Annotated in this window: 23 protein-coding genes; 11 read left to right on the forward strand and 12 right to left on the reverse strand. The window is 59.7% G+C overall.

What is annotated here, in order from left to right; genetic code table 11:
* Window positions 1-11 precede the first annotated feature (11 nt).
* The 3 genes from tyrS to ACEN84_RS02665 form a co-directional block, all read right to left on the reverse strand.
* Window positions 12-1,268 (reverse strand): tyrosine--tRNA ligase, encoded by a 1,257-nt coding sequence (tyrS, locus tag ACEN84_RS02655; RefSeq protein WP_413708533.1) that lies wholly within the window; start codon window positions 1,266-1,268, stop codon window positions 12-14.
* 244 nt (window positions 1,269-1,512) lie between these two features.
* Complete coding sequence (locus ACEN84_RS02660) at window positions 1,513-2,475, reverse strand: GlxA family transcriptional regulator (RefSeq protein ID WP_199628672.1); 963 nt, start codon at window positions 2,473-2,475, stop codon at window positions 1,513-1,515.
* Between the two features lie 28 nt (window positions 2,476-2,503).
* Window positions 2,504-3,388: a LysR family transcriptional regulator gene (locus ACEN84_RS02665; protein ID WP_413708534.1), complete on the reverse strand. Its 885-nt coding sequence runs from the start codon at window positions 3,386-3,388 to the stop codon at window positions 2,504-2,506.
* 81 nt (window positions 3,389-3,469) lie between these two features.
* On the opposite strand from ACEN84_RS02665, the gene ACEN84_RS02670 reads away from it, so the two are divergent.
* The 3 genes from ACEN84_RS02670 to ACEN84_RS02680 all read left to right on the forward strand — a co-directional run bounded on the left by ACEN84_RS02670 (window position 3,470) and on the right by ACEN84_RS02680 (window position 4,911).
* A complete protein-coding gene (locus ACEN84_RS02670; RefSeq protein ID WP_413708535.1) occupies window positions 3,470-4,180 on the forward strand; it encodes an SDR family NAD(P)-dependent oxidoreductase in 711 nt (236 codons plus the stop codon).
* 13 nt (window positions 4,181-4,193) lie between these two features.
* Window positions 4,194-4,418 carry a tautomerase family protein gene (locus tag ACEN84_RS02675; protein WP_112717496.1) on the forward strand — a complete coding sequence of 75 codons (225 nt, stop codon included), beginning with the start codon at window positions 4,194-4,196 and terminating at the stop codon, window positions 4,416-4,418.
* A gap of 82 nt (window positions 4,419-4,500) precedes the next feature.
* The gene (locus ACEN84_RS02680; RefSeq protein ID WP_413708536.1) at window positions 4,501-4,911 is read left to right on the forward strand and encodes a nuclear transport factor 2 family protein; all 411 of its coding nucleotides are present in this window, start codon (window positions 4,501-4,503) and stop codon (window positions 4,909-4,911) included.
* A gap of 213 nt (window positions 4,912-5,124) precedes the next feature.
* Here ACEN84_RS02680 and ACEN84_RS02685 read toward each other — a convergent pair whose 3' ends face one another.
* Window positions 5,125-5,376, reverse strand: a complete 252-nt coding sequence (locus ACEN84_RS02685; RefSeq protein ID WP_199628634.1) for a hypothetical protein — start codon at window positions 5,374-5,376, stop codon at window positions 5,125-5,127.
* 240 nt (window positions 5,377-5,616) lie between these two features.
* Here ACEN84_RS02685 and ACEN84_RS02690 point away from each other — a divergent pair, with 240 nt between their 5' ends.
* Complete coding sequence (locus tag ACEN84_RS02690) at window positions 5,617-6,360, forward strand: Crp/Fnr family transcriptional regulator (RefSeq protein WP_413708537.1); 744 nt, start codon at window positions 5,617-5,619, stop codon at window positions 6,358-6,360.
* Window positions 6,361-6,380: 20 nt separating this feature from the next.
* Window positions 6,381-6,752 (forward strand): DUF6894 family protein, encoded by a 372-nt coding sequence (locus ACEN84_RS02695; RefSeq protein WP_112717490.1) that lies wholly within the window; start codon window positions 6,381-6,383, stop codon window positions 6,750-6,752.
* On the opposite strand, the gene ACEN84_RS02700 is transcribed toward ACEN84_RS02695, so the two are convergent.
* Together ACEN84_RS02700 and ACEN84_RS02705 are read right to left on the reverse strand one after the other, a co-directional pair.
* Complete coding sequence (locus tag ACEN84_RS02700) at window positions 6,739-7,857, reverse strand: HWE histidine kinase domain-containing protein (protein WP_112717488.1); 1,119 nt, start codon at window positions 7,855-7,857, stop codon at window positions 6,739-6,741. The genes ACEN84_RS02695 and ACEN84_RS02700 overlap by 14 nt on opposite strands.
* A gap of 830 nt (window positions 7,858-8,687) precedes the next feature.
* Complete coding sequence (locus ACEN84_RS02705; protein WP_413708538.1) at window positions 8,688-10,601, reverse strand: methyl-accepting chemotaxis protein; 1,914 nt, start codon at window positions 10,599-10,601, stop codon at window positions 8,688-8,690.
* A gap of 296 nt (window positions 10,602-10,897) precedes the next feature.
* On the opposite strand from ACEN84_RS02705, the gene nhaA reads away from it, so the two are divergent.
* A complete protein-coding gene (gene nhaA, locus ACEN84_RS02710; protein ID WP_413708539.1) occupies window positions 10,898-12,079 on the forward strand; it encodes a Na+/H+ antiporter NhaA in 1,182 nt (393 codons plus the stop codon).
* Between the two features lie 884 nt (window positions 12,080-12,963).
* Here nhaA and ligD read toward each other — a convergent pair.
* Both ligD and ACEN84_RS02720 read right to left on the reverse strand, forming a co-directional pair.
* Window positions 12,964-14,001, reverse strand: coding sequence for a non-homologous end-joining DNA ligase (ligD, locus tag ACEN84_RS02715; RefSeq protein WP_413708540.1), 1,038 nt, complete (start codon window positions 13,999-14,001; stop codon window positions 12,964-12,966).
* 130 nt (window positions 14,002-14,131) lie between these two features.
* Complete coding sequence (locus ACEN84_RS02720; RefSeq protein WP_413708541.1) at window positions 14,132-14,425, reverse strand: DUF982 domain-containing protein; 294 nt, start codon at window positions 14,423-14,425, stop codon at window positions 14,132-14,134.
* A 200-nt stretch (window positions 14,426-14,625) separates the two neighbouring features.
* Between ACEN84_RS02720 and ACEN84_RS02725 the strand changes: the two genes are divergently transcribed.
* From ACEN84_RS02725 to ACEN84_RS02735, 3 genes are all read left to right on the forward strand, one after another.
* Window positions 14,626-15,369: a Crp/Fnr family transcriptional regulator gene (locus ACEN84_RS02725; protein WP_413708542.1), complete on the forward strand. Its 744-nt coding sequence runs from the start codon at window positions 14,626-14,628 to the stop codon at window positions 15,367-15,369.
* Between the two features lie 156 nt (window positions 15,370-15,525).
* Window positions 15,526-16,035, forward strand: coding sequence for a response regulator (locus ACEN84_RS02730; RefSeq protein ID WP_413708543.1), 510 nt, complete (start codon window positions 15,526-15,528; stop codon window positions 16,033-16,035).
* 27 nt (window positions 16,036-16,062) lie between these two features.
* Entirely contained in the window at window positions 16,063-16,296 is a 234-nt protein-coding gene (locus tag ACEN84_RS02735) for a DUF6894 family protein (RefSeq protein WP_413708544.1), read from the forward strand.
* A gap of 43 nt (window positions 16,297-16,339) precedes the next feature.
* On the opposite strand, the gene ACEN84_RS02740 is transcribed toward ACEN84_RS02735, so the two are convergent.
* Window positions 16,340-17,872 (reverse strand): PAS domain S-box protein, encoded by a 1,533-nt coding sequence (locus tag ACEN84_RS02740; RefSeq protein ID WP_413708545.1) that lies wholly within the window; start codon window positions 17,870-17,872, stop codon window positions 16,340-16,342.
* 169 nt (window positions 17,873-18,041) lie between these two features.
* On the opposite strand from ACEN84_RS02740, the gene ACEN84_RS02745 reads away from it, so the two are divergent.
* The gene (locus tag ACEN84_RS02745; protein ID WP_413709025.1) at window positions 18,042-18,452 is read left to right on the forward strand and encodes a helix-turn-helix domain-containing protein; all 411 of its coding nucleotides are present in this window, start codon (window positions 18,042-18,044) and stop codon (window positions 18,450-18,452) included.
* A 536-nt stretch (window positions 18,453-18,988) separates the two neighbouring features.
* Window positions 18,989-19,210 (forward strand): ArsR/SmtB family transcription factor, encoded by a 222-nt coding sequence (locus ACEN84_RS02750; RefSeq protein WP_413709026.1) that lies wholly within the window; start codon window positions 18,989-18,991, stop codon window positions 19,208-19,210.
* On the opposite strand, the gene ACEN84_RS02755 is transcribed toward ACEN84_RS02750, so the two are convergent.
* The 3 genes from ACEN84_RS02755 to ACEN84_RS02765 form a co-directional block, all read right to left on the reverse strand.
* Window positions 19,178-19,522, reverse strand: coding sequence for a hypothetical protein (locus ACEN84_RS02755; RefSeq protein WP_413708546.1), 345 nt, complete (start codon window positions 19,520-19,522; stop codon window positions 19,178-19,180). The genes ACEN84_RS02750 and ACEN84_RS02755 overlap by 33 nt on opposite strands.
* Before the next feature lie 338 nt (window positions 19,523-19,860).
* Window positions 19,861-20,820, reverse strand: a complete 960-nt coding sequence (locus ACEN84_RS02760; protein ID WP_413708547.1) for a DUF1236 domain-containing protein — start codon at window positions 20,818-20,820, stop codon at window positions 19,861-19,863.
* Between the two features lie 107 nt (window positions 20,821-20,927).
* Window positions 20,928-21,326, reverse strand: a complete 399-nt coding sequence (locus ACEN84_RS02765) for a DUF1236 domain-containing protein (RefSeq protein WP_413708548.1) — start codon at window positions 21,324-21,326, stop codon at window positions 20,928-20,930.
* Window positions 21,327-21,410 lie beyond the last annotated feature (84 nt).

Consider the following 21,410-nt stretch of genomic DNA (forward strand, 5'->3'; position numbering starts at 1 on the left):
TCTCTATTACTTCACGATGGCGTGGCGTTTTCGCCAAAGGAAAGTCGGACGGGGGACGGCTGTACCAACACCACAAGATCGAGGTCTTCAACGACGTTCCCATCAAGCCGCACTCCGCGACTTGCGATTGCTCTCCTTGCCTCGCTCTTGGACGAGGACAGCCCCGTACGGACCAGGAGATCAACGAGGGAGACGCCAGCGGATCGCTCCTCATCATCAAGCTGGAGTGTAGGCAGTCCCTGCGCGGCTTCACCATGTTCGAAGGTCTGCCTCGCAGTTGCGGCAGCATGCCTCGCTGCATCTGCGCCGTGCGCGAGGCTGGTGGCTTCATTGGCAAGACGTTCCTTGACTGCGTTGAGTTCTGCGCCCTCTACTCGGCCAAGGCTATTGATCTCGTCCATCGGCAGATCGGTGAAGAGCTTGAGGAAGCGTACAACATCGGCATCCTCCGTGTTGCGCCAGAACTGCCAGTAGTCGTAGGACGATAGGCGGTCCTCATTCAACCATACGGCTCCCGCCGCCGTCTTGCCCATCTTGGCCCCTGAAGACGTTGCGACGAGCGGGGCTGTCATCCCGAAGACTTCTTGCCCCTCGGTCCGTCGCACCAGTTCAATACCATTGATGATGTTACCCCATTGATCGGCTCCGCCCATTTGTAAGCGGCAGCCTGTGCGGCGGGATAGTTCGAGAAAATCGAAAGCCTGGAGGATCATGTAATTGAACTCCAGGAAGCTCAGGTTCTCCTGCTTCTCCAGCCTCGTCCTGACGCTGTCGAAGGAGAGCATCCGGTTTACCGAGAAGTGCCTGCCGACATCTCTCAGCATGTCGATCCAGCGGATGTTGTCCAGCCAATCCGCATTGTTGACCATGACCGCATCCGTTGGGCCGTCACCGAAGACGAGGAGTCGGTCGAAGACCTTTCTGATCCCCGCGATGTTGCTGGCGATCTGCTCGTCCGTCAGCATAGGCCGCACTTCGGATCGAAAGCTCGGATCGCCGATGCGTGTAGTGCCGCCACCAATGAGGACGATGGGCTTGTGGCCCGCCTGCTGAAGTCGACGCAGGGTCATGATCGGAAGAAGATGCCCGACATGCAGGCTCTCGGCCGTCGCGTCGAAACCTACGTAGGCAGGCACAATCCCTTCCTCGAAGGCGAAATCGAGGCCAGCGAGGTCAGTTGCCTGGTTTGCGTAACCGCGTTCGACCAGCGTCCTCAGCACTGGCGAACGTGGTTTGAATTGGTCAGTGGTGGTCTCTGAGTGTGTCACGAGAAGTCTCCTGGTGTTGCCGCCAGGGGTTCTCCAGAATGAACAAAGCCGCCTGACGGCGGCTTGTTTCAAGGCATGATCGAAACGCGCCGCTCCTTATGGAGAGGTCGGATAATTGCGGCGATGAGCACGGTCTTGATCATGGGGCATGCTCATATATGAGTTTCCCTCTCGCCGCAAGGCAGGCTTCATGACCGGTTTGGGCCGACTGCGGTCATTGGTGGCAACTGCTACCTAAGTCTGTTCATTTACTCGGCCGCTTGAAGCTCGCTCGGTATTGACCGGGGGTGACGCCGATTCTCCGGAGAAAGACCTGACGCATGCGATGGGGCGAGCCCAGCCCGCATTCGAAGGCGATTTCCTTGAGCGCCAGGCCGGTACCTTCCAGCAGGTTGCGGGCGGCGTCCAGCCTGGCGTTCTCGACGAATTCGGCAGGCGTCGTTCGCGTCTCCAGTGCAAACAGGCGGGCGAAGCTCCTGCGGCTCATATGCAGGTGATCGGCCAGATCGTTTACCGACAGACGTGACTTCAGGTTCGCCATGACGAAAGTAGAGATCGCCGCTAGCGGAGACTTCGGATCCGATGGAGCGACGACGTATGGGCTGAACTGGGATTGCCCGCCCTGGCGCTGGGCGACCACGACAAGGCGCTTGGCGACTGCAAGCGAGACCTTGCTTCCGTGATCGTCGCTGACGATTGCCAGCGCCAGGTCGATCCCGGCCGTCACTCCGGCCGAGGTAACGAGCTTGCCGTCCCTGACGTAAATGCGATCGCTCTCCACGACAGCGTCCGGGAACCGCTTTGAAAGGGTGTGGGCATTCTGCCAATGGGTTGTCACCCGCTTCCCGGCCAGAAGACCGGCGTGGCCCAGAGCGAACGCCCCAGTGCAGACCGATCCCACTTGCCCCGCGGAGTTCGACAGGCGCCGGATGCATTCCAGCATCGCCGCTTCGGGCTGTTCCTCCGCCAGCCTGGGGCCGCCGGCTACGAGCACGAGATCGTACTCCGCGTCCGTTTCCCCATATGTACGGTGGGCCGCTATTCGCATTCCGTTCGAGGCGTTGAATATGCCGCCAGGGCCGATGATCTGGACGTGATACCTTTCGGCGCCCGGCAAGAAAGCATTAGCCTCCTCGAAGACGTCCATAGGGCCGGACACGTCAATGGCCTGAACGCCAGAAAAAACGATGACCGCTACCGAGCGCATTGAAACCGGCCGCCGTTTCCATTCGAGATCATGCAAACAAGTCCTTTGCTTCCTCGAACATTGCCACCACTTCGTCGGCGATAACGCGTATCAGCCGGTCCTTCTTGTCTCGCCTGCGGGTAAGCAAGAATACATCTCTGTCCGGCGGCAAAGGACCGAGAGAACAGAGGCGAAGCGCGGCATCGCTGCGACCGAGGTAATGCGGTAGCAGCGCGAGCGCTCCTCCCGAACGCGCGGCAACAGACTGGGCGAACTGATCGTTTGCTCGGAATGCCAGACGCGACCGGGGACAGTGCCGCGTCAGCCACACTGCGGTCGGCATATGTGCTTCTGCCTCGTCGAAGCCGATGAAGACCGGCCTGCCCTCAGCCTCAACTGCGCGGCATGCATCGTCTGTCCCGTAGAACCCGTAGCCGACGGTCACCAAAGCGCGTGCAATAACGTCGCCGCCTTCTGGCTTGCCGAACCGGATGGCGATATCCGCCTCGTGGCGCTCAAGGCTGATGAAGCGATGACTGTTCGTCAGATTGATGTCGAGCGTCGGATACCGCATAGCCAGCTTCGCGAGCTTCAGATTGAGAAAGCCGTTCGCCATCGCCGGAGACGCGTTGATCCGCACGAGCCCGCTTGGCGCGGCGTCGGCCGCGCCTCGGCCCAGAAGCTCTGCGGCATGTTCCATCCCGCCGGCCGCTTCGAGCGCGTGGATTCCGGCAGACGTTAGGGCATACCCTTCTGGCCGCCTTTCAAGAAGTTTTTCGCCGAGGCTGTTTTCAAGGGACTGCAGCCTGCGCGACACCGTAGCATGAGTGACGGAGAGAGACCGAGCAGCGGACGACAGGCTTCCATGCCGCGCGACGGCGATGAATGTGCGTACGTCCTCCCAGTCGAACCCTGTACGTTTTTTATCAGCCATTGTTCAAGAATAGCTAATTTTTCGTCGGATGGAAGGTCCTTACATCCAGTCGGCAAGGACACCTTTCAAGGATACATGACAATGACAAACACAAAGAAAGTCGCGATTGTTACAGGCGCCTCCCAAGGGCTGGGAGAGGGCATCGTCAACGGGTACCGGTCGCGCGGATATGCCGTGATTGCATCTTCGCGTTCGATCAAGCCGTCCTCCGATCCAGATCTCGTCACTGTCGCCGGCGACATCGGCGACCCCGAAACCGGCAAGAAGCTGGTCGCGACCGCTCTGGAGAAGTTCGGCCGCATCGACACGCTGGTGAACAACGCGGGGATCTTTATCGGCAAGGCCTTCACGGACTACACCGAAGAGGACTACCGCCTGAAGCTCAGAACGAACCTCGACGGCTTCTTCTTCACGACACAGCAGGTCATTCCCGTCATTCTCAAGCAGGGCAGCGGTCATGTGGTTCAGATCACGGCATCCACTGCCGAGTTTGCAAGCTCCCGGTCTCCGGCTTTCATCGCCATGCTGACGAAGGGCGGCATGAACGCGGCGACGAAGAGCCTCGCGATCGAATATGCGAAAAGTGGCATCCGGGTGAACGCCGTCGCTCCCGGCGTCATCAAGACGTCAATGCATTCGCCGGCAAACTTCGACGCCCTTGCCGCCTTCCACCCGATGAACAAGCTCGGAGAGGTGGAGGACATCGTGAGAGCCGTCCTCTACCGCGAGGACGCCGCCTTCTCGACAGGCGAGATCGTCCATGTCGACGGCGGCCTTATCGCCGGCCGCTGATCGGAGACACGTCATGCCAATCGTGAACATCCTGGTTACCCGCGAGGGGACCGCTCCAGGCGCTGACCGAACCACGGACGAACAGAAGGAAGCCATCTACAAGGGCGTTGCGGATCTTCTCTTCAAGGTGATGGGCAAGCCTCGCGAAGACACGACCGTGATCATCCACGAGCACGAGATCGAGGACATCGGACAAGGCGGACTGCCGCTACGCGACTACCGTAAGTCGAGGAAGTGAGCATGACTTCCGGCGGGCAGCGCCGCTGCTCGCCATATCCGTACACCCAAAATTCCGCCTCTCCACCAAGGAGCCCAAATCGTTGAACACCACACACGTCGATACCTATTTCCAAGCGCTTGCCAACAGGGACAAGGCTGGCATCGTCCCACACCTCTCCGAGAACATTGTTCTGCTCGGTCCGATCTTCCCCGAGCCGACCGAAGGCAGGGAGGCCGTCGTCGGCGTCCTCTCAGGCTTTCTTGATACGATCGACAGCCTCGACGTCGACTTGAGTTTCGCGTCGGGGCGTGATGTCGCCGTCTTTTTTGCGTTCACCTGCAACGGAATCAAGATCGAAGGAAATGAGCATCTGCACCTCGACGAAAACGGCCTGATCGCCAGAATCAAAGTCGCGTGGCGGCCGCTTCCTTCCGCCGTGCTCGTCCAGGAGATCTTCGCCAAAAGCTCGGCTTCCAGGCGATGCGTCTCGTTCCGGTCTGATCCGGAATAGGACCGCGGTGTGTCGGGCTGGCAGTAGGCAACGGCGGGGATCGATCAGTGCCCGGCGACGCTTTCAAAGGGGGCGGTGAGCAACACGAACACTCAAGCGACGTCAGCGATGCGCACAACGCGGTAGCTGATGGACTGCCATGTTTGAGAGACAGGAGCTACCGTGGGAGTTCTCGATGACGCCTCGCACCGGGTCTGAACTCCGCTGGCGGCGTCAGGTTTGAACGGATGAGGGCACTTCGATCGGGCTCGCGTCCGCCACATGACTCTCTTTGAGTACGGCAGCGGCATCGGAGATCGCGACTACAATTTCCTGGACTCCCCAACCCGCTGCCGTTGCCATCAAGAGAAGACCATCCAACGCCGATCTAACCTGTTCCTGGGCCTGCCTAAAACGCTCGGCTTCGACATCTGTCGTCGGACTAGCGAATACGTTCTCAAGCTTGACTGGGACAGCTTCGACCATCGGGATTCTCCAAGGTTGTCAAACCCCGAAAGCAGGACGATGTTCCCGTTATTTGAAAAAGAGCTTCGGTCAACGTTTCGCGTCGTCAGCAACGTATATCGTCGTGGTGTTTTCGATCCTCGTGCAAGGACTGACTTCGGTTGCCTCGCCAAAAGCTATTCGTCGAGCTTCGTCAAACGACCCCGACCATCGTGAACCATCTTCGCCTTCTCGCGTTTTGCGGGCAGGAGGTGGTTGAAGATGAAGATGGGCTTCGTCGATCGCAACGCGATACTTCTTTCATTGCCTCAGAAGGAGGCAGACGCCCTTCGGGTGTTGGCGGGTCCGGTTCCGCTACCAGTTGGGAAGGTTCTCGAAGATCCGCAGCGGCCGATCAAAGACGTCTGGTTCATCGACCAAGGAGTGGCATGCTCGTTCGTGGAGGCACGCTCCGTTGGGCGTGCAGGAATTGGGCTCGTCGGTCCGGAAGGTTTCATCGGGGTTTCCCTTCTCGACGGGCCTGTCCACGCTGCGACTAAGGTAGTCGTACAGGTTCCTGGGGAAGGACGGCGTGTCGACGCAGCCGACTTTCTGCATATGCTTCGACGGTTCCCGACGTTGGAAGCCTCGTGCCGCGATTACTGCCGGAACGCGTTTCTACAGGCAGCAGGAACCGCGCTTGCGAACGCCAGGGGACACATCGAGCACCGAGTCGCCAGATGGCTGCTGATGCTTGATGATCGCCTCGGACAAAGGCATATCGACATCACGCATGAATGCCTCGCGGCGATGCTTGGCGTCAGAAGACCCGGAGTTACCGGGGCCCTGCACGTTCTGGAAGGAACGGGCGTGATCCGCTCCACGCGTGGCCACGTACAAATTCTTGACCGCGAGGGGCTGGAGGCGGCCGCCCGAGGGTTCTACGGCTCCATGGAGAGATTGGAGCCGCCAGAAGAAGCCAAAAGCTTGGTCGAGGTGGGAACCTGGCAGGTGCGACGAGGTTAGGGCCGCAACGGAGGCCCGTCATGACCAAGTACTTTTTTGGCGTCAGGCACGAAGGTTATCTCGTAGAAGATCGCGAGGGGAGCGATTTTCCGAGTCGATCCGAAGCGCGGGCAGAGGCTCTGGAAATCCTTCGAGACTTGATCGCCGACACGATTCAGTCCCGCTCGGAAAACTTTTCGACGGGCGTCGAACTTGTCGATGCAGATGGAACATGCGAGATCGTCTCAACCATCGAAGCAATACCTGCCCTGCTAAATTTGCTGGCGACGGGGGCTGATCGGCGCGCGAACACAGGCAACGCCCGGCCCCCTAATGGCGACGAGGAAGTGCGGAAGGCTGCAGCGATGTCTGCGCCCGCCGGCTGGAAAAGCGTGATTCTCAGAATGTATTAGTCTGCTCGAACATGACGTCGCTGAACGACTGCTCGTCGAACGAGATAGAGCATCGTACCCCCTCGGGTTCAAACACGTGGCGGAGTGTCCCGCGAAGCTGGCGCTCGACCAGGCGCGCGAGAAGCCCCGATCCCTCGCCGACCTTCTTTACCGTCACCGTGGGGCCATTCGTTTCCGTCCATGACAGATAGAGATGGCCGCCATCTCGCGACCACGAAATTTCGACCCTTCCCTCAGCGACGGACAGCGCCCCATGCTTCAGAGCGTTGGTCGCGAGTTCGTTGATCGCCAGACCGAGCGGGACCGCCCTCGCTCCGCTAATCTCCGTTACTGGGCCGTGGACAACGAACCGGCCGGCCGCCGTGGTTCTGTATGGCTCCAGCTCGATCTCAACCAGTTCCTGCAGATCGATCCGGGCCTCGTCGGTGATGCGTTCGTCGAGCAAGATGTTCGTGCGCGCGAGCGCCGCGATCCGGCTCACAAGCTGCTCCCCAGCTTCCCCCTTGACGGAAAGTCGGGCGAGGCCCTGGACCCCCATGTATGCGTTCTTGACACGGTGCCTGAGTTCGTCACGTGCAAGCTCGGCGTCCTCCAGCGCTTTTGAGAGCGCCTCGATCAGCCTGACGTTCTCGATCGCCGTTGCTGCCGCGCTCGCGAGCGCTTCGAGAACCGCGATCTCGCCGTCAGTCGGGCTATAGGGCGCCGCCCAGTACGCCCCAATCGCGCCGACCGGCTCCGCCACACCTACCGGAGCCATTGCGATGGCCCTGACGAACGTCCCCTGGTAGAGCTCGCTCGGTAGACGGGGTTCCATGGCAATATCTGGAATGACGAGCGTCCGTCGCTCAGCCATTGCCCAGCCGCTGACGCAAGCCGAGGCTGGGAATTTCTGCCCCTTCCAAAGAGAGCCAATCGCGTCTTCGTCGATGTAGTGGCACAGGTCGCCTTCCTTACGGATTACCGCGATGCCTTGGCACCCGATCATGCTGCGCGCGGTGGATCGGACGATCTGGACAATGTCCTTCGGATCTCTGACGCCAGCCAGCCGCGCAACGGAGTAAGTCAGTATCGCCAGTGGCGTAGTCCGGGAAGTTTCGGAGGACATTTGAGGCTCCCTTCGGGGCCATTGGCGCAACCATCACGTGAGAGTGCCTCACTGTCTTAAGGCAGGCGAAGTGCGTCCGCAACTAATTAAGACATAGCATCGCGGCCGCTTTTCCTCGGTAGGGGATGTCCTGGAAACGGCCAGTATGAAGGCCGGTTGGCTGCGGCGGCCAGTACGTATGAGGCGTCGGATCAGTCGTTGGCTCGAGCAAACCGGGGATCAGTTCCGAGGTACTTTTGAGGACCGTCTCGCAAAGAGAAAGCCCACGCGAAGGCGGCGCGTGGGCTTTTATTTTCTCTGCCAATGAGTTGTGAGGGGAGCAGAGATTGAACGCGTGCGGTGGGTCACCATAGCGTCCGCGCTATTAACGATCAGAGCGGCGCCTTGTTCCATCAAAATTGAAAAATTAGATTTCGTCCTGTTTTGAAGAATACAGCTTCATATTTTAGCGGCTGGCCCTGTGGACTTAAAATCGCCATCGCAAGAAGTGCTGGTGCGCATGTGACAACCCCGATACCAAGGGCAAAGCGGTGTCTCTGTTTTTCTTTTCCCAAAAAAAGCGCTGGCGTTTCCACCAGCGCAGTTGGGTCATCCAGATTGAGAACTGCCGTCCGACTTAGCAAGAACTGGGGTCGCTTGCTCGAACAGGTAAACAAGTCGCCGGGCGGCACTTAAATAACCTATCTCGGCGCAATCGGTTCCCGCTCCCGAGGGTGATCAAGTCGTGCCCGCGTCGGCTCTCGTGACGCACGCTCATCTGGTGCTGCGAGACTCCGATCTTCTTGATCGCGCCGAATTTTACCGCCGCGATCAGTCTGCTGTCGGCGTTATCAGAACTCCTGCCAATCATCCTTCGCCAAAGCGGCGGCAGTGCCTGACCGGGCCGTCGCTATCACGCTGCGGAGACGCCGAACGGCAGTCCCGTTCGAGTCTTCGGGCTTGGATCGCACTGCGTGCGGCAAGGTAAAAGTGGAAACGAGGCTCTGGAGCCTTCCGCTTTCGCTGGCAAGTGTGGCGCTCGCGGCATTGGCTTCTTCGACCATCGCGGCATTCTTCTGCGTCACCTGATCCATCTCGTTCACGGCCGTGTTCACCTGCACAAGACCAACCGATTGCTCTTTTGCGGAAATCGCAATCGCGTCCATCAGCCTGTTGATGCTGGAGACATGATCCTGAATGGACGCGAGCGCTCCTCCCGTCTCCCTCACCAAGGAAACGCCATTCCCAACTTCGGCCTCGGACATTTGGATGAGCGCCTTGATCTCCTTCGCTGCTTGAGCAGATCGTTGGGCAAGCTCGCGAACTTCCTGGGCGACGACTGCGAAGCCCTTCCCAGCCTCGCCAGCGCGCGCAGCCTCGACGCCTGCGTTGAGGGCCAGCAGGTTGGTCTGGAAGGCGATCTCGTCAATGACGCCGATGATGCTGGAGATCTGCCGGGACGAGCCCTCGATCTTTTCGATGGCCTCAACGGCCCGAGCTACGACCTCAGCGCTATGGCCGGCACTTGTCTGCGCGTCCGAAGCGGCCTTGCGAGCCTCTTCCGTCCGACGCGACGCGTTTGACACATTGGTGGTGATCTCATCCAGAGCAGCGGCGGTCTCTTCCAACGAAGCTGCCTGCTGCTCGGTTCGCTTGGACAGGTCGTCCGCGCTGCGGCTGATCTCGTTGGAGCCGGAATCGATGGATGACGTAGCTTCCGACACCGACAGCATCGTGTTCGCAAGCTGATCGACAGCGGCGTTGAAATCTGCACGGAGCGTTTCGTAATCCGGAGCGAAAGGCTCGGCAAGCTTGTAGTCAAGCCGGCCGCTGGCGAGGCGCTTGAGGCCTTCAGCAAGACCTTTGGTGGCAGCAGACATTTCATCGGCACGACGGCGGTCGTCCTCCAGCTTGGCACGTCTTTCCGCCTCGCTGGCATGACGTGCCTTCGTGGCTTCTCCTTCGACTTCGATCGCTTGGAGGCCGTTGTCCTTGAAGACCTGCACGGCGCGCGCCATCACGCCAACCTCATCCTTACGGTCGGTTTCAGCGACATGAGCGGTCAGATCCGCCGACGCCAAGGTTCTCATCGTCGCGGCAAGTCCAGTAATCGGCCTGACCAGCCAGCGGCTAACGCCGAACAGGCCGGCGGCAAGGATCATCACAAGCGCAAGAAGGGTTCCGACGGCAGTTTGCCATTCGGTGGCCCACGCATCGGCGCTGAGACCGTCGGACAACTGGTCGGCGACATCGACGAGCTTCTGGGTCTTCTGCACGAACTCTTTTGAAAGCTCGGGAAAGAACGGCTGGCAAGATTTCAAAAATGCATCCTGGGAGGCGCCGATTTCTTCCAAAGAGGTCGATTTCGAGGCAGCTAGAACGGATGGAGCGCATGCCTCGTCAAGGACGCGAAGAGCCCGTATTTTAAGCGCCGGTATCTCGGCGTCGGACGGAAGGGCAGCGGCCGCGACATCCATCGACTTGACGAACGAAGACCGGGCGTCAGACAAAGCATTTGTCGCAGAGGCGCTGAGATCCTTGCTTCGAGACATGAGAAGATCGCCAATCGAGGCCCGCGCCGTCTGAAGCGCCCGGTTCGATCTCGCCATGTTGGTGGCGGCAAGACTTTCTCCCGACATGAGCGCGTTATACGAACCGTCGATTTCCATCATCTTGAAGCTTGTGTAGGCCGTCGAAGCGGCGACGAAGGCGCCGAAGATGCCCAGTAGCAGTAAGAATTTTCCCTTGATCGAAACGTTCCGCATAGTCACCCCTATCACACGGCGCTGAAGATGAGCCTAAATTAGGGGTGACTTTACTAACCGCGCATTAAGCACGATCAAGACTTGTCGATGGCAAATGTTGATAGTCGAAGGATCAAGAAGTGACCCCGCGAGTCGTAGCAGTGAACTGCGGGTTTTCAAGCTCCAAGGGCGTTTTTTCTGGAAGGCGACGCGCTCTTGCGCTATCCACTTCACACGGCGTGTGCTGCGTGCGCCACGGGCCATTTCCCGAAATTGACGGAGACTACGATCAACCTTCCACAAGGGAGCGCTGACCTATGTCGTCGCCTATTCCTGCGGGCCGTATTCGGTCCACCTTTCGCCACTTCCTCGACAACGAGGCCTCCGGCGGTCTTGTCTTGATGGCTGTGGCACTTGCCGCCATCGTCACGGCCAACTCTCCGCTCGCTGAGGACTACTTCCACGCCCTACACGTCTACATCGGCCCGCTCAGCCTGCTGCATTGGATCAACGACGCGCTAATGGCGCTGTTCTTCCTACTCGTTGGACTGGAGATCAAGCGCGAGATGCTGGACGGCCAGCTCTCGTCCTGGAGCAGACGAATCCTGCCCGGCGCGGCCGCGCTCGGCGGCATGATCTTCCCAGCCTTGCTCTATGTCGGCTTCAACTGGGAGAACCCGGCCGCGCTGCGCGGCTGGGCGATCCCGACCGCGACCGACATCGCCTTTGCTCTGGGCGTGCTCTCGCTCTTCGGCCCGCGCGTGCCGGCGTCGCTTAAGATCTTCCTTGCCGCGCTCGCCATCATCGACGACCTCGGCGCGGTGGTGGTGATCGCCCTCTTCTACACATCTGACCTCAACCTCCTGGCACTCGCGGGCGCGGCCGCGGTTCTGACAACCCTGTACGGCCTGAACAGATCGAAGGTCGTCACGCTGTGGCCGTACATCGCGCTTGGCGCAGTGCTGTGGCTTCTTGTGTTCCTCTCCGGTATTCATGCGACGCTTGCGGGCGTGCTGCTCGCGCTCACCATCCCGCTGAAGGTGACGCCAGGCACGCCGGAGGCTACCCATCAGGAGTCTCCGCTCCACCATCTCGAGCACCTGCTACACATGCCAGTCGCTTTCCTCGTGGTGCCGATCTTCGGGTTTGCGAACGCCGGCGTCTCCTTCGACGGAGCCTCGCTCAGCATCTTCTCCGAGCCGCTAACAATGGGTGTCGCCTCGGGCCTTTTGCTTGGCAAGCTTGTCGGCGTGCTCGGCACGGTCGCCCTCCTAGTCAAGCTTGGTCTCGCTGATCTCCCAGCCAAGGCGAGCTGGGGGCAGATGACAGGCGTGGCGGCTCTTTGCGGGATCGGCTTCACCATGAGCCTCTTCATCGGCCTGCTGGCCTTCGATGACCCGCAGATCCAGGATCATGTGAAGATGGGCATCTTGCTCGGTTCGGTGGCGTCCGGCGTGATCGGAGCGATCGTTCTCGGCTTGTTCAAGAGGCGCGCCTAATTGAGCTGAATGCCCGCTTGAATGGGGATATCCGGATCCAGCCCGGATCTTTTTAATCGAGGTCGTATCGTCGCACGTGTTTCAAAAGAAGTTCGAGACGCCTATATCATATCCATGAGATTGAAAGATTACCAAGTCGCGCTCGCGCTTGTGGGCGCAGTGTCCCTGATAGGCGTTCTGATGGCGAGCGTCTTACTATTGGGGCACTCGGTTGCACCCCCGCCCGTCTGACGACCTACAGGTTTAGCGGCCGTCGGTGCTTCGGCAGTCGCCCAACCATGTGTCGAGGCCTCCCATTCGATCTCATCAAGGTTCTGTCGGCATTCCCTCTCGACGGAACTGTCTTCGTTGCGACGATACGTCGACACGCAATCCTTTGCCGGGAACCTTTGCGACCAACCATATCTCGAGGACCTAGAGGGTACCCACTGCGTGACCCGATGGAGGCTCGGTTCGAACCTGTGAAGACTCGTTGATCGTAATGGGAACCCAAAAGAACCCTAGGCGACGAATCAAGGGTTTATGCTAGGATATAACCGGCGGACCATGATTGCGTTATCATATTACTTTACGCAAGCGAGGGGCGCCGGTGTATGTTCCTTGGATATCCGCAACGTACACCGGCCGTTCGCCCGTATTTTGTATGATCTTATTATGGACATTACCCTTGATGATGTTCTTATAACCTTCCATCTTCAAGCAATGCGCAACATTGACGATAATCTTCGCCGCGCGAATAAGTCCTCTCCATACAGAGCTTTTTGAGGCCGTCTCGGGAGCGCCTCTCAGCGGTGCAGCTCGACCCAGACTACAACGGGATGGTGGACATGTCTCGGCTAACGGTGTCCGCTGCGCGTCAAACGGCTGCAGGACGCCGTCGACGATCACCCCTCGATCTCGTAGACGGCCGCGTTGTCCTGCACGACTCGCAGTCCCTTGTAGGACGCGTGCCTGAGCTTGCCGTCGTCGGTCCAGGCGCGGTATTCGACCTCGGCTATAAGGGTGGGCTGCGCCCAGACGACATTTTTTCGACGTCCGTCGTAGGTGATCAGCGGCTTCTTCATGGCCAGCTTGTCGAGCATATCGCGCAGTTCCACGGCGTCCTTGTATTTGAATCCCGTACCGACCGAACCGACGTATTGAAGGACGCCGCCCTTGCGCGCGGCCAGCAGGAGGCTTCCGACGCCTCCGCCGGCAACCGCCGACTTCTCATAGCCGACGACGAAGAAACTCTCGGACTGGATGCATTTCACCTTGATCCAGTCGCCCGTCCGGCCGGAACGATACGGGCTGTCCGGGTCCTTGAAGATGACGCCTTCAAGCCCGTGTTCGCAGGCCGCGTTGAAGATCGAGACGGCGTCGCCGTCGATCTGGTCGGAGAACCGGATCGCTCCTTCCCTCCCATCAAGCAGTTCTTCCAGCAGATGCCGGCGGCTCGACAGCTCCATCTTCTTGAGGTCGTGACCGTCGAGGTAGAGCAGGTCGAACGCGTAGAAGTCGGAATTGCCCGAGGGCAGCTTGCCTCCCCTTCCGCCGAGCGAACGCTGCAATGCCCCGAAGTCCGATCGTCCCTGCTCGTCCAGAACGACAGCCTCGCCGTCCAAAATGGCGCTCGCGACGCCGAGATCGCGTGCCGCGTCGGCGATGCCGGGGAAGCGCTCCGTCCAGTCATGACCTCCCCTGGTGAGGAAGCGGACGCCGCCGGGCTCAACGTGGATCGCGCCTCGATAGCCGTCGAACTTGACCTCGGCGATGTAGCGAGAGTCGCTGGGAGGCCTGGCCTTCAGGAGCGCCAAGGCAGGTTCGATGCGGTCGGGCATCTGGTCCAGAAGCAGGTTCGGCTGCGCCGGGTCGCGACGCTTGCGCGCCCGGCTCCTGAGGCTCTGTTCATCGGATAGCAGGGGCTGGGATCGCTTATTCATGTCTCAAACTTCGTTAGGAAAAGCTGATGACGAATTGTCTATGGCTCACGGGATGCTACGATGGAGGCGTGACGTCCTTTCCCGGATGTGACGCTCTCCGACTGCCCCGCCCCGGCGGGGCTTTTTTTGCCTATCCCGTACTGCGCATCTCGGCCATGTCGTCGGGTAGCACGGTCATTCCAGCCGTGCGCGCAGCATCCACGAACGCCTCGCGAGCCGTTTCGGCGTCGACGTAGAGCTCCATCGCGTCGAGAGAAGTCGCTAGTGCCCGATGGAATGCGGGATCGGTCTTCGCCGACTGGGGCCATCCGCGCAGAAGCAGTGCGGCCAGGTCGTCGACAGAGAACGCCTGCCGATACCTGCCGACTCCGTCAATTTCAACATGAAGCGGACGTACTGGAACTTTCAGATCCGATAGGTTCATTACGTAATACTTCTCGATGTCACAAACGAATCAGATGGGAGCCAATTCGTCGCCGTCGAGTCGATTTCTGCGATTGGCACCGGAGGAGATAAATCGGACACAACCTCCACGACGTGCTAGTGTGCCTAATCGCTCGCCACTTTCCAGGGCGCGAGCGCCGGGAGCCTTGGGCACTCTAGCCCCAGGAGGAGGTTCCGGCCATGGATGGCAACGGCTCCGCAGGCTTCAGCAGCAATCGTATTCTCAACATGCTTTCCAACGAAGATTTCGCATCGATCGGTTGGTCCCTCGAAGAGGTCGAGATGCCTCAAGGGTTCGTCATGGCGCGGGCCGAGGCACTGATCGACTACGTCTACTTTCCGTCGTCGGGCTTCGGATCGGTCATGGTCGTCGGCGAAAACGGCAAGCGGGCCGAAGCCGGCATGTTCGGACGCGAAGGATTCACGCCTCTCGCCGCGGCGGTTGGCGACGACCGTAGCATCTACGAGATTGTCATGCAGGCACACGGCGGAGGACATCGCGTCCCTATTGAGTCCTTCTCGAAAGCCGTAAACGCCAGGCCGATGATCGCGGCAGTCCTGGCCAAGTTTACACACGTATTTGCGGCGCAGGTCGCTTACACCGCGCTTTCGAATGCGACGGATCACGTGGACCGGCGGCTCGCGCGCTGGATCCTGATGAGCCACGATCGCATCGACGGCGACGTCATCCGGATCACTCACGACTACATCGCAGTGATGCTGGGCGTCCGCCGGCCAGGCGTGACGACCAGCCTCCACGTACTTGAGGGGCTTCTCCTAATCAGGTCGGAACGCGGGGCCATCACTATCAGAGACCGTCTCGGACTGGAGGCCTACGCAGGCAAGTCCTATGGCCGGCCGGAACAGGAATACGAGCGGGTCCTTGGGGCGAGTGCTCCCGAACTCTGCCTTGCGACAGGATGATCAAGACGGCGCATGACGCGCTAGTCACTGGATCGGGTCGTCGAAGGCGAGCAAACGGCAAAATGCCGAAAGGAGAAAGCCGCTTCCATTCCGACCGCGTGACGGTTCCTTGCAACTCTGCCCTTGGCGTGGCGTTCGGTGGGGGCGGAGGAAGCGATGCAAGACGACGACTACAACTGGATCAGCAGACGCGCGCACGCGATATGGCAGAGCGAAGGCTGCCCCAACGGACGCGACAGGGACCACTGGGCGCAGGCCGTGAACGACTGGCGCGACAAGCAGCATGACCTCGCCTCGGCCGCACCCACCGACCACGTCAGGCGGGCGCTGGTGGTGGACGACGAGGCTCTCATTCGCTTCGCGACGGTCGAGGCTTTAGAAGACGCGGGCTTCGAGGTATTCGAAGCTGGCAACGCAGACGAGGTGCTCGTTCTGCAGCAACGGCACGGGTTCGACGCCGTCTTCACCGACGTCAACATGCCGGGCACCACGGACGGCCTCGGCCTCACGGCGCTCGTGCGAGCCCGCTCGCCTCGAACACGAGTGATTGTGACCCCCGGTCACGTTCGCCTCGGCGCCTTCGACCTCGCCAGCGTAGTGTCGTTCATTCCCAAGCCCTACGCATACGATGCCATCGTCGGAATGCTCAGAGGGCCCGGCAGGTGAAGTCGAGCCGGTCCATAGGAGAGGTGCATGAAGTTCTACTTCCACGTCAGGGACATCGAGTCCTACGATGAAGACGTCGAGGGCACCGAGCTCTCGTCGCTTTCGGCGGCGGTCGAGGAGGCTCGGCAGTCAGCTCGCGAGATGGTGGCCGAACTTGTGCTGCAGGACGCGCTGGTTGACGGGCGCCGCTTCGAGATCGCCGACGAGACGGGCGACATCCTGGAGACTGTCACCTTCAAGGAGGTCGTTCGGATGGAGTAGCTGGGTGGGACGAACCGGTTTACAGCAGCATGACATCAGGAACTCAGAAGCATCGGCCGCCCTGACAGGCTTCCGCAAGCGCCCGCGACAACTGCGCCTGACTGAACGGCTTCGAGAGCCGGACGACACCACCCGGAATGCCGACGCCATCAGGAAGCTCCGCGTATCCTGTGGCGAGAATTATTGGAAGCGTCGGGTACCGGGAATGGATTTCCTCGCAAAGCCGCGCTCCTGTCATATTCGGCATTGCATGGTCCGTAATGACTACGTCCGGCAGAACGCCGGTCTGGAGTGCAGTCAGAGCTTCCTCGCCCGAAGATGCCTGGATGGTCTCCATCCCCAGATCTTCGAGGAGGAGCACCGTATTCATGAGAACGAGCGAGTCGTCGTCGACGGCGAGGACGGTCAGGGCCGTGGGAGCGGGGTCCAGCGGAGCTTCCAGCACCGGCGCCGCGGTGACCTCCACTTCGCCCTTGTCGGCAACGGGGAGCCATAATTCGGCGGTTGTTCCCTCGCCGGCGACGGACTTCAGAACCAGATCGCCGCCGGACTGTGCCATGAGGCCGTGAACCATGGGAAGACCGAGACCGGTTCCTTTCCCGACGCCCTTCGTCGTGAAGAACGGGGTAGCCGCCTTCGCCAGCGTTTCGGCATCCATCCCTTCCCCTTGATCGCGGACGGAAAGACGGACGTAGTCGCCGGGCGGAAGTGTCGAACGCCTGCCCGAGGTGACGGTTTCCAGCTCAGCGGCGATCATAATTTCTCCGCCGTCCGGCATGGCGTCGCGGGCATTGACAACGAGGTTGAGAAGCGCGCTCTCGAGTTGATTTGAGTCGGTGCGAACCTTCGGAAGGTCCTGCGCGAAGTTCGTGTTGATCAGGACTTCAGGGCCGATCGTTCTGCGCATCAGCTCGGTCATTCCATGAACGAGGTCGACGACGTCTATGGCGACAAGCTGGAGTTCCTGACGCCGCGAAAAGGCAAGCAGCCGCTGGGTCAGCGTCGCTCCGCGCTGCGCGCCCTGGATGGCGTTGTCGATGAGGTCCCTGACGTCCTCCCGAATGGCCCGCTTTCGGGCAATATGAAGGCTTCCGAGGATGGCCGTCAGGAGGTTGTTGAAATCATGGGCCAGGCCGCCGGTCAACTGACCTACCGCCTCCATCTTCTGCGCCTGGAAGATCGCCTCCTGCGCGGCCCGCTTTTCGCTGATGTCACGCGTGATCTTGGCGAAACCGATCAGGCGGCCGTCCGCGTCCCGGATAGGATCGATGATAACGTTCGCCCAGAAGCGGGAGCCGTCCTTGCGAAGCCGCCACCCCTCGCGCTCGAATCGCCCTTCCCTTGCAGCCGCATCCAAGGCGCGCGCCGGAAGGTCTTCGGCCCGATCCTCCTCCGTGTAGAAGGTCGAGAAATGACGTCCCACGATCTCCTGCTCGGTGTACCCCTTCAGACGCTCGGCGCCTGGGTTCCAACTCGTTATCCGGCCCTCTGGGTCGAGCATGTAGATGGCATAGTCGGTGATCGCCTCGACGAGCAGACGGTAGCGTTGCTCAATCTTGTCGTCATGATCCTTCATGATGCCCTCCTCAATCTTCAGCCAGGCTCATCTGCTGCTAAAGCTCATTAAACTTAAGTAGGTGATGCCGGACCCGTTACCGGACCAAGGTCTGATACCGCTATCAATTTATAGACTTCACATCCGATATATGCAGTTCTTACAAATCGCAACCTGAAGGATCTATGCAATCGTGAGTTCGAGAGTATCTGAAATCGATGTCACCGTCGGCGCGCGTGTCAGAAACCGCCGAAAGCTTCTGGGGATGTCGCAGATCACCCTGGCCGAAAGGATTGGCGTGACATTCCAGCAGCTTCAGAAGTACGAGAAAGGCACGAACCGCATTGGCGCGAGCCGCCTGGTTCAAATCGCCGCCGCCCTCGGCACAAGTCCTGCATCTTTATTCGGCGAAGGCGAAGCTGGCGTTTCGGTCGTTCCTCGCTCTCCGGAGATGACGGCAATCGAGGAAATGATGGGCACTGCGGATGGGGCCGCCCTGAACCGGTCGTTCGTAAAGATCGCCGATCCGAAGGTGAGGCGGGCAGTAATCGCTCTGGTGAAGACGCTTGGCGCCAGGAGTGACGTCGACCCTAGCAGTTGAAGGATCCGCGCGTGACGCGGTTGTAGGCCAAGTTTTTGCGATGGCACGTCGCCAGGCCCGCGCATTAAGACCCTTTGCGCGACGAGGACGATGGTCATAATCACTGTCGACCAGCCTAATGTGAGGGAAGCCGCAACCAAGCGACCGGCGAGAAAAAACTCAATCGAAATTCCGGTTGCCATCAGCGCTACCAGGGAAGCTGAAACAAAAACGAGCGCGGACATCTACTCACCCAACGAGATGAAACGGGGCCGCCACTTTGTACATCGACGGCCCCGACCTCATAGATGCTGCCCAGCATAGAGGTCTAATGGTGATCTAGGTTGTCTGAAGAGTTCGTCATTCGGACTTTAGTCCGATCGCAGCAATCGGTCCGTTTTCGTACCAGCCCCACCCGTTGTATTGTCCGCTAATTGTCATAACGATGGAGGTGCTGATTCACAGGCCGAGAGAACACGATGAGCGACCAAACGTTCGACACTGACCGCGCTTCAGAGGTCCTGCAATGTCTCGCCAACCCACACAGGATGAATATCATGATCATCCTGCTGCAACGAGAGATGGATGTAACATCGATCGCTTCCGCGGTTGGGCTTGCCCAGTCATCGGTCTCTCAACATCTTAAGAAGCTTCGAGATGCTCGCACTGTCGCGACGAGGCGGCTCGCTCAGACAATTTTCTACAGGATTGCGGACGATAGCGCAGCGCGTCTATTAACAACTGCTTTAGTCGTTACGGCACGCCGGCAATCGGCCTAATGGTCCAGCCGCAGGTACCGTCAATTCTTCACTTGAAACGGGTGGCAGTGAGAGAGCGAAATGAACCTCCTTCGCAAGCAAATGTGCGGCCGACAACGAGGCCGGGGACAGCCTGCCGCCGTCGCGCGCAATTCGTCCCATCTGTAAAAGCGTCGACAGCTCAATCGGATCTTCAATAAAGCCGTCCAGAGCGGTATCCACTTCTCTCGGTAGGAAGCTTATAGTTCCGTCGACGAGCAGGCCCCTATCAATCAAAACGTGCTCGACCGAACCCATCCACTCGCCGAGCTCAAGCCGCAGATCCTGTGCCAAACAAGCCACTCTACGCTCTCCTTCCCGCGGCATAGGCAACGATGCCAAAGACCTGTGACGCCCCGGTGTCATGCCCACCTTCTCGGACATCGCTCGCGTTAATCAGGCGCCGCACGCCGCTACTTTGGCGAGTTATCCGGAGACTGCGCGACCTGCACGAACACCCTACCCTCGCGGCGAGATCCCGTATCCAGGGTCGATATCAGCATGAGAACCATTCCTGTCATCGCGAGAAGGATCGCGATGATCGGTACCGCAAAGCCCGAGGTCTTCCTGTCTTCGTGAATCAATGCTTCCCCTCCAGCGGAGGGCGGCACAACGTGCCGCCCAGACGGTAATCAAGCCGTGATGATGTAGACGATAGTGTATTCCGTCGGGTCCACGATCACGATGCGGCCGTCGGCCAGAATAAAGAACCGATAGCTTTCGTATTGCGGAACGATCTTGATGATCCGAGGCGGAAGCGGCTCCAAGCGGATCTTCTTTGGAATGCTGGTTCCAACCGAGACCGTGAAGTTGACTTCGCGCACAGGCTCGACATGGACCTCCTTCACGACCTGACGGATTTCCGTCTGCTGCTCGACGGTAATGTTGACGTTGGTCCTGTTCTCAGTCTTGTTCACTGTTGTGCTGTTGTTTTCCACGTTAGTCTTGCTGTTGACGGTGGTGTCGTTCGTACCTGCGGCGTTCGTCTTATTGGTCTGCGTTTCGGTAGAACCACCGGCAGAATTAGCGTCGTCGCCAGATTTCCGGGTGTCGGTTCCGGACTTCGTCTGATCAGTAGCTGAATTCATCGCGTCGGATGGTTTCGAACTATCCGTTGTTGCCTTCTGAGCGTCGGAAGATGACTTCGACTTCGTTTCGACCTCACCCACTGTTGCGGCACCGTCCTTCGTGGTCTTCGAAGCATCGGTTGTGGAACCGCTTTGAGTGTCGCTCGACGTGCCTGCCTGACCTGACGACTGAGAAGCATCGGTGTTGGTCGTGTCCGACCCATTTGAGCTGGATTGTTTGCCGGTCTTTGCATCAGGTGTTCCCGTGCCTACTTTATCCGTGGCGGCCGGCTGCGGCGCCTTTGTCTGATCTTGCGTGCCTGCTTCGCCGGAATCGGAAGTGCTGCTGCCGGCGGACGTGCCACCTTGCGGGGGCTGCTGAGCGCCGCTGCCGGATTGGTCGGTTTCGCCGGTGCCGTTCTTCTTGATGATTGGTGCATCCTGGGCAGAGGCTGTGATAAGGCTCACAGGCGAAACGCCGATGGCAAGTGCCGCCATCAGAACCGTAAAGGTCTTGGTATTCATTCTCGTACTCCATCTCCGGCCGCACGAATGCGAGGCTCGCTCGCGGCGGCTCTTGTTCAGTTGGATAAGGCGAAGGGACGCGGCTGAGGCCGCGTCACGATTTTTGGTCAGTTGATGACCTGGATGACTTTCCGCGATGAAGGTTCGACGATAACCCGCTCGTCATTGATGATCGCGTAGGCGTATTTCGGGTTCTCGGGAACAGGCGTGACCACGACCGTTTGGGGAAGGGGCTGGCCAACGACGACCTTCTCCTTGACGACAACTTTTGCCGAAGGCGCCGGCGCTTCGCGAACGTAGGTCACGACCTTTTCCGGCGGCGGATCGATCGCGGTACCGACCACGGCACCAGCCACACCACCGACTGCCGCACCGACCGGGCCACCGACAATCGCGCCGGTTACTGCGCCACCGGCCGCGCCGTTCACAGTTGAAGACTGGGCGAATGCCGCGCCCGACAGAAGAGCTGCGACTGTTGCCGCGCCGACGATGAGTCTAGCGTTCATAGTGTCCTCCTTGCTTCTCCATACGGCCCTTGGGACCGTCGGCATATCGAACGACCCTAGCCGGTCCCAGTTCCGGACCCCGGA

This window comes from Rhizobium sp. Rhizsp82, from assembly GCF_047325115.1.
In the GTDB taxonomy this organism is placed as follows: Bacteria; Pseudomonadota; Alphaproteobacteria; order Rhizobiales; family Rhizobiaceae; genus Rhizobium.

Coding starts and splice junctions, on each gene's coding strand:
- ACEN84_RS02660 (WP_199628672.1), bottom strand. CDS start 2,475: ATGCGCTCGGTAGCGGTCATCGTTTTTTCTGGCGTTCAGGCCATTGAC.
- ACEN84_RS02665 (WP_413708534.1), bottom strand. CDS start 3,388: ATGGCTGATAAAAAACGTACAGGGTTCGACTGGGAGGACGTACGCACA.
- ACEN84_RS02670 (WP_413708535.1), top strand. CDS start 3,470: ATGACAAACACAAAGAAAGTCGCGATTGTTACAGGCGCCTCCCAAGGG.
- ACEN84_RS02675 (WP_112717496.1), top strand. CDS start 4,194: ATGCCAATCGTGAACATCCTGGTTACCCGCGAGGGGACCGCTCCAGGC.
- ACEN84_RS02685 (WP_199628634.1), bottom strand. CDS start 5,376: ATGGTCGAAGCTGTCCCAGTCAAGCTTGAGAACGTATTCGCTAGTCCG.
- ACEN84_RS02690 (WP_413708537.1), top strand. CDS start 5,617: ATGAAGATGGGCTTCGTCGATCGCAACGCGATACTTCTTTCATTGCCT.
- ACEN84_RS02695 (WP_112717490.1), top strand. CDS start 6,381: ATGACCAAGTACTTTTTTGGCGTCAGGCACGAAGGTTATCTCGTAGAA.
- ACEN84_RS02700 (WP_112717488.1), bottom strand. CDS start 7,857: ATGTCCTCCGAAACTTCCCGGACTACGCCACTGGCGATACTGACTTAC.
- ACEN84_RS02705 (WP_413708538.1), bottom strand. CDS start 10,601: ATGCGGAACGTTTCGATCAAGGGAAAATTCTTACTGCTACTGGGCATC.
- nhaA (WP_413708539.1), top strand. CDS start 10,898: ATGTCGTCGCCTATTCCTGCGGGCCGTATTCGGTCCACCTTTCGCCAC.
- ligD (WP_413708540.1), bottom strand. CDS start 14,001: ATGAATAAGCGATCCCAGCCCCTGCTATCCGATGAACAGAGCCTCAGG.
- ACEN84_RS02720 (WP_413708541.1), bottom strand. CDS start 14,425: ATGAACCTATCGGATCTGAAAGTTCCAGTACGTCCGCTTCATGTTGAA.
- ACEN84_RS02725 (WP_413708542.1), top strand. CDS start 14,626: ATGGATGGCAACGGCTCCGCAGGCTTCAGCAGCAATCGTATTCTCAAC.
- ACEN84_RS02730 (WP_413708543.1), top strand. CDS start 15,526: ATGCAAGACGACGACTACAACTGGATCAGCAGACGCGCGCACGCGATA.
- ACEN84_RS02735 (WP_413708544.1), top strand. CDS start 16,063: ATGAAGTTCTACTTCCACGTCAGGGACATCGAGTCCTACGATGAAGAC.
- ACEN84_RS02740 (WP_413708545.1), bottom strand. CDS start 17,872: ATGAAGGATCATGACGACAAGATTGAGCAACGCTACCGTCTGCTCGTC.
- ACEN84_RS02750 (WP_413709026.1), top strand. CDS start 18,989: ATGATCATCCTGCTGCAACGAGAGATGGATGTAACATCGATCGCTTCC.
- ACEN84_RS02760 (WP_413708547.1), bottom strand. CDS start 20,820: ATGAATACCAAGACCTTTACGGTTCTGATGGCGGCACTTGCCATCGGC.
- ACEN84_RS02765 (WP_413708548.1), bottom strand. CDS start 21,326: ATGAACGCTAGACTCATCGTCGGCGCGGCAACAGTCGCAGCTCTTCTG.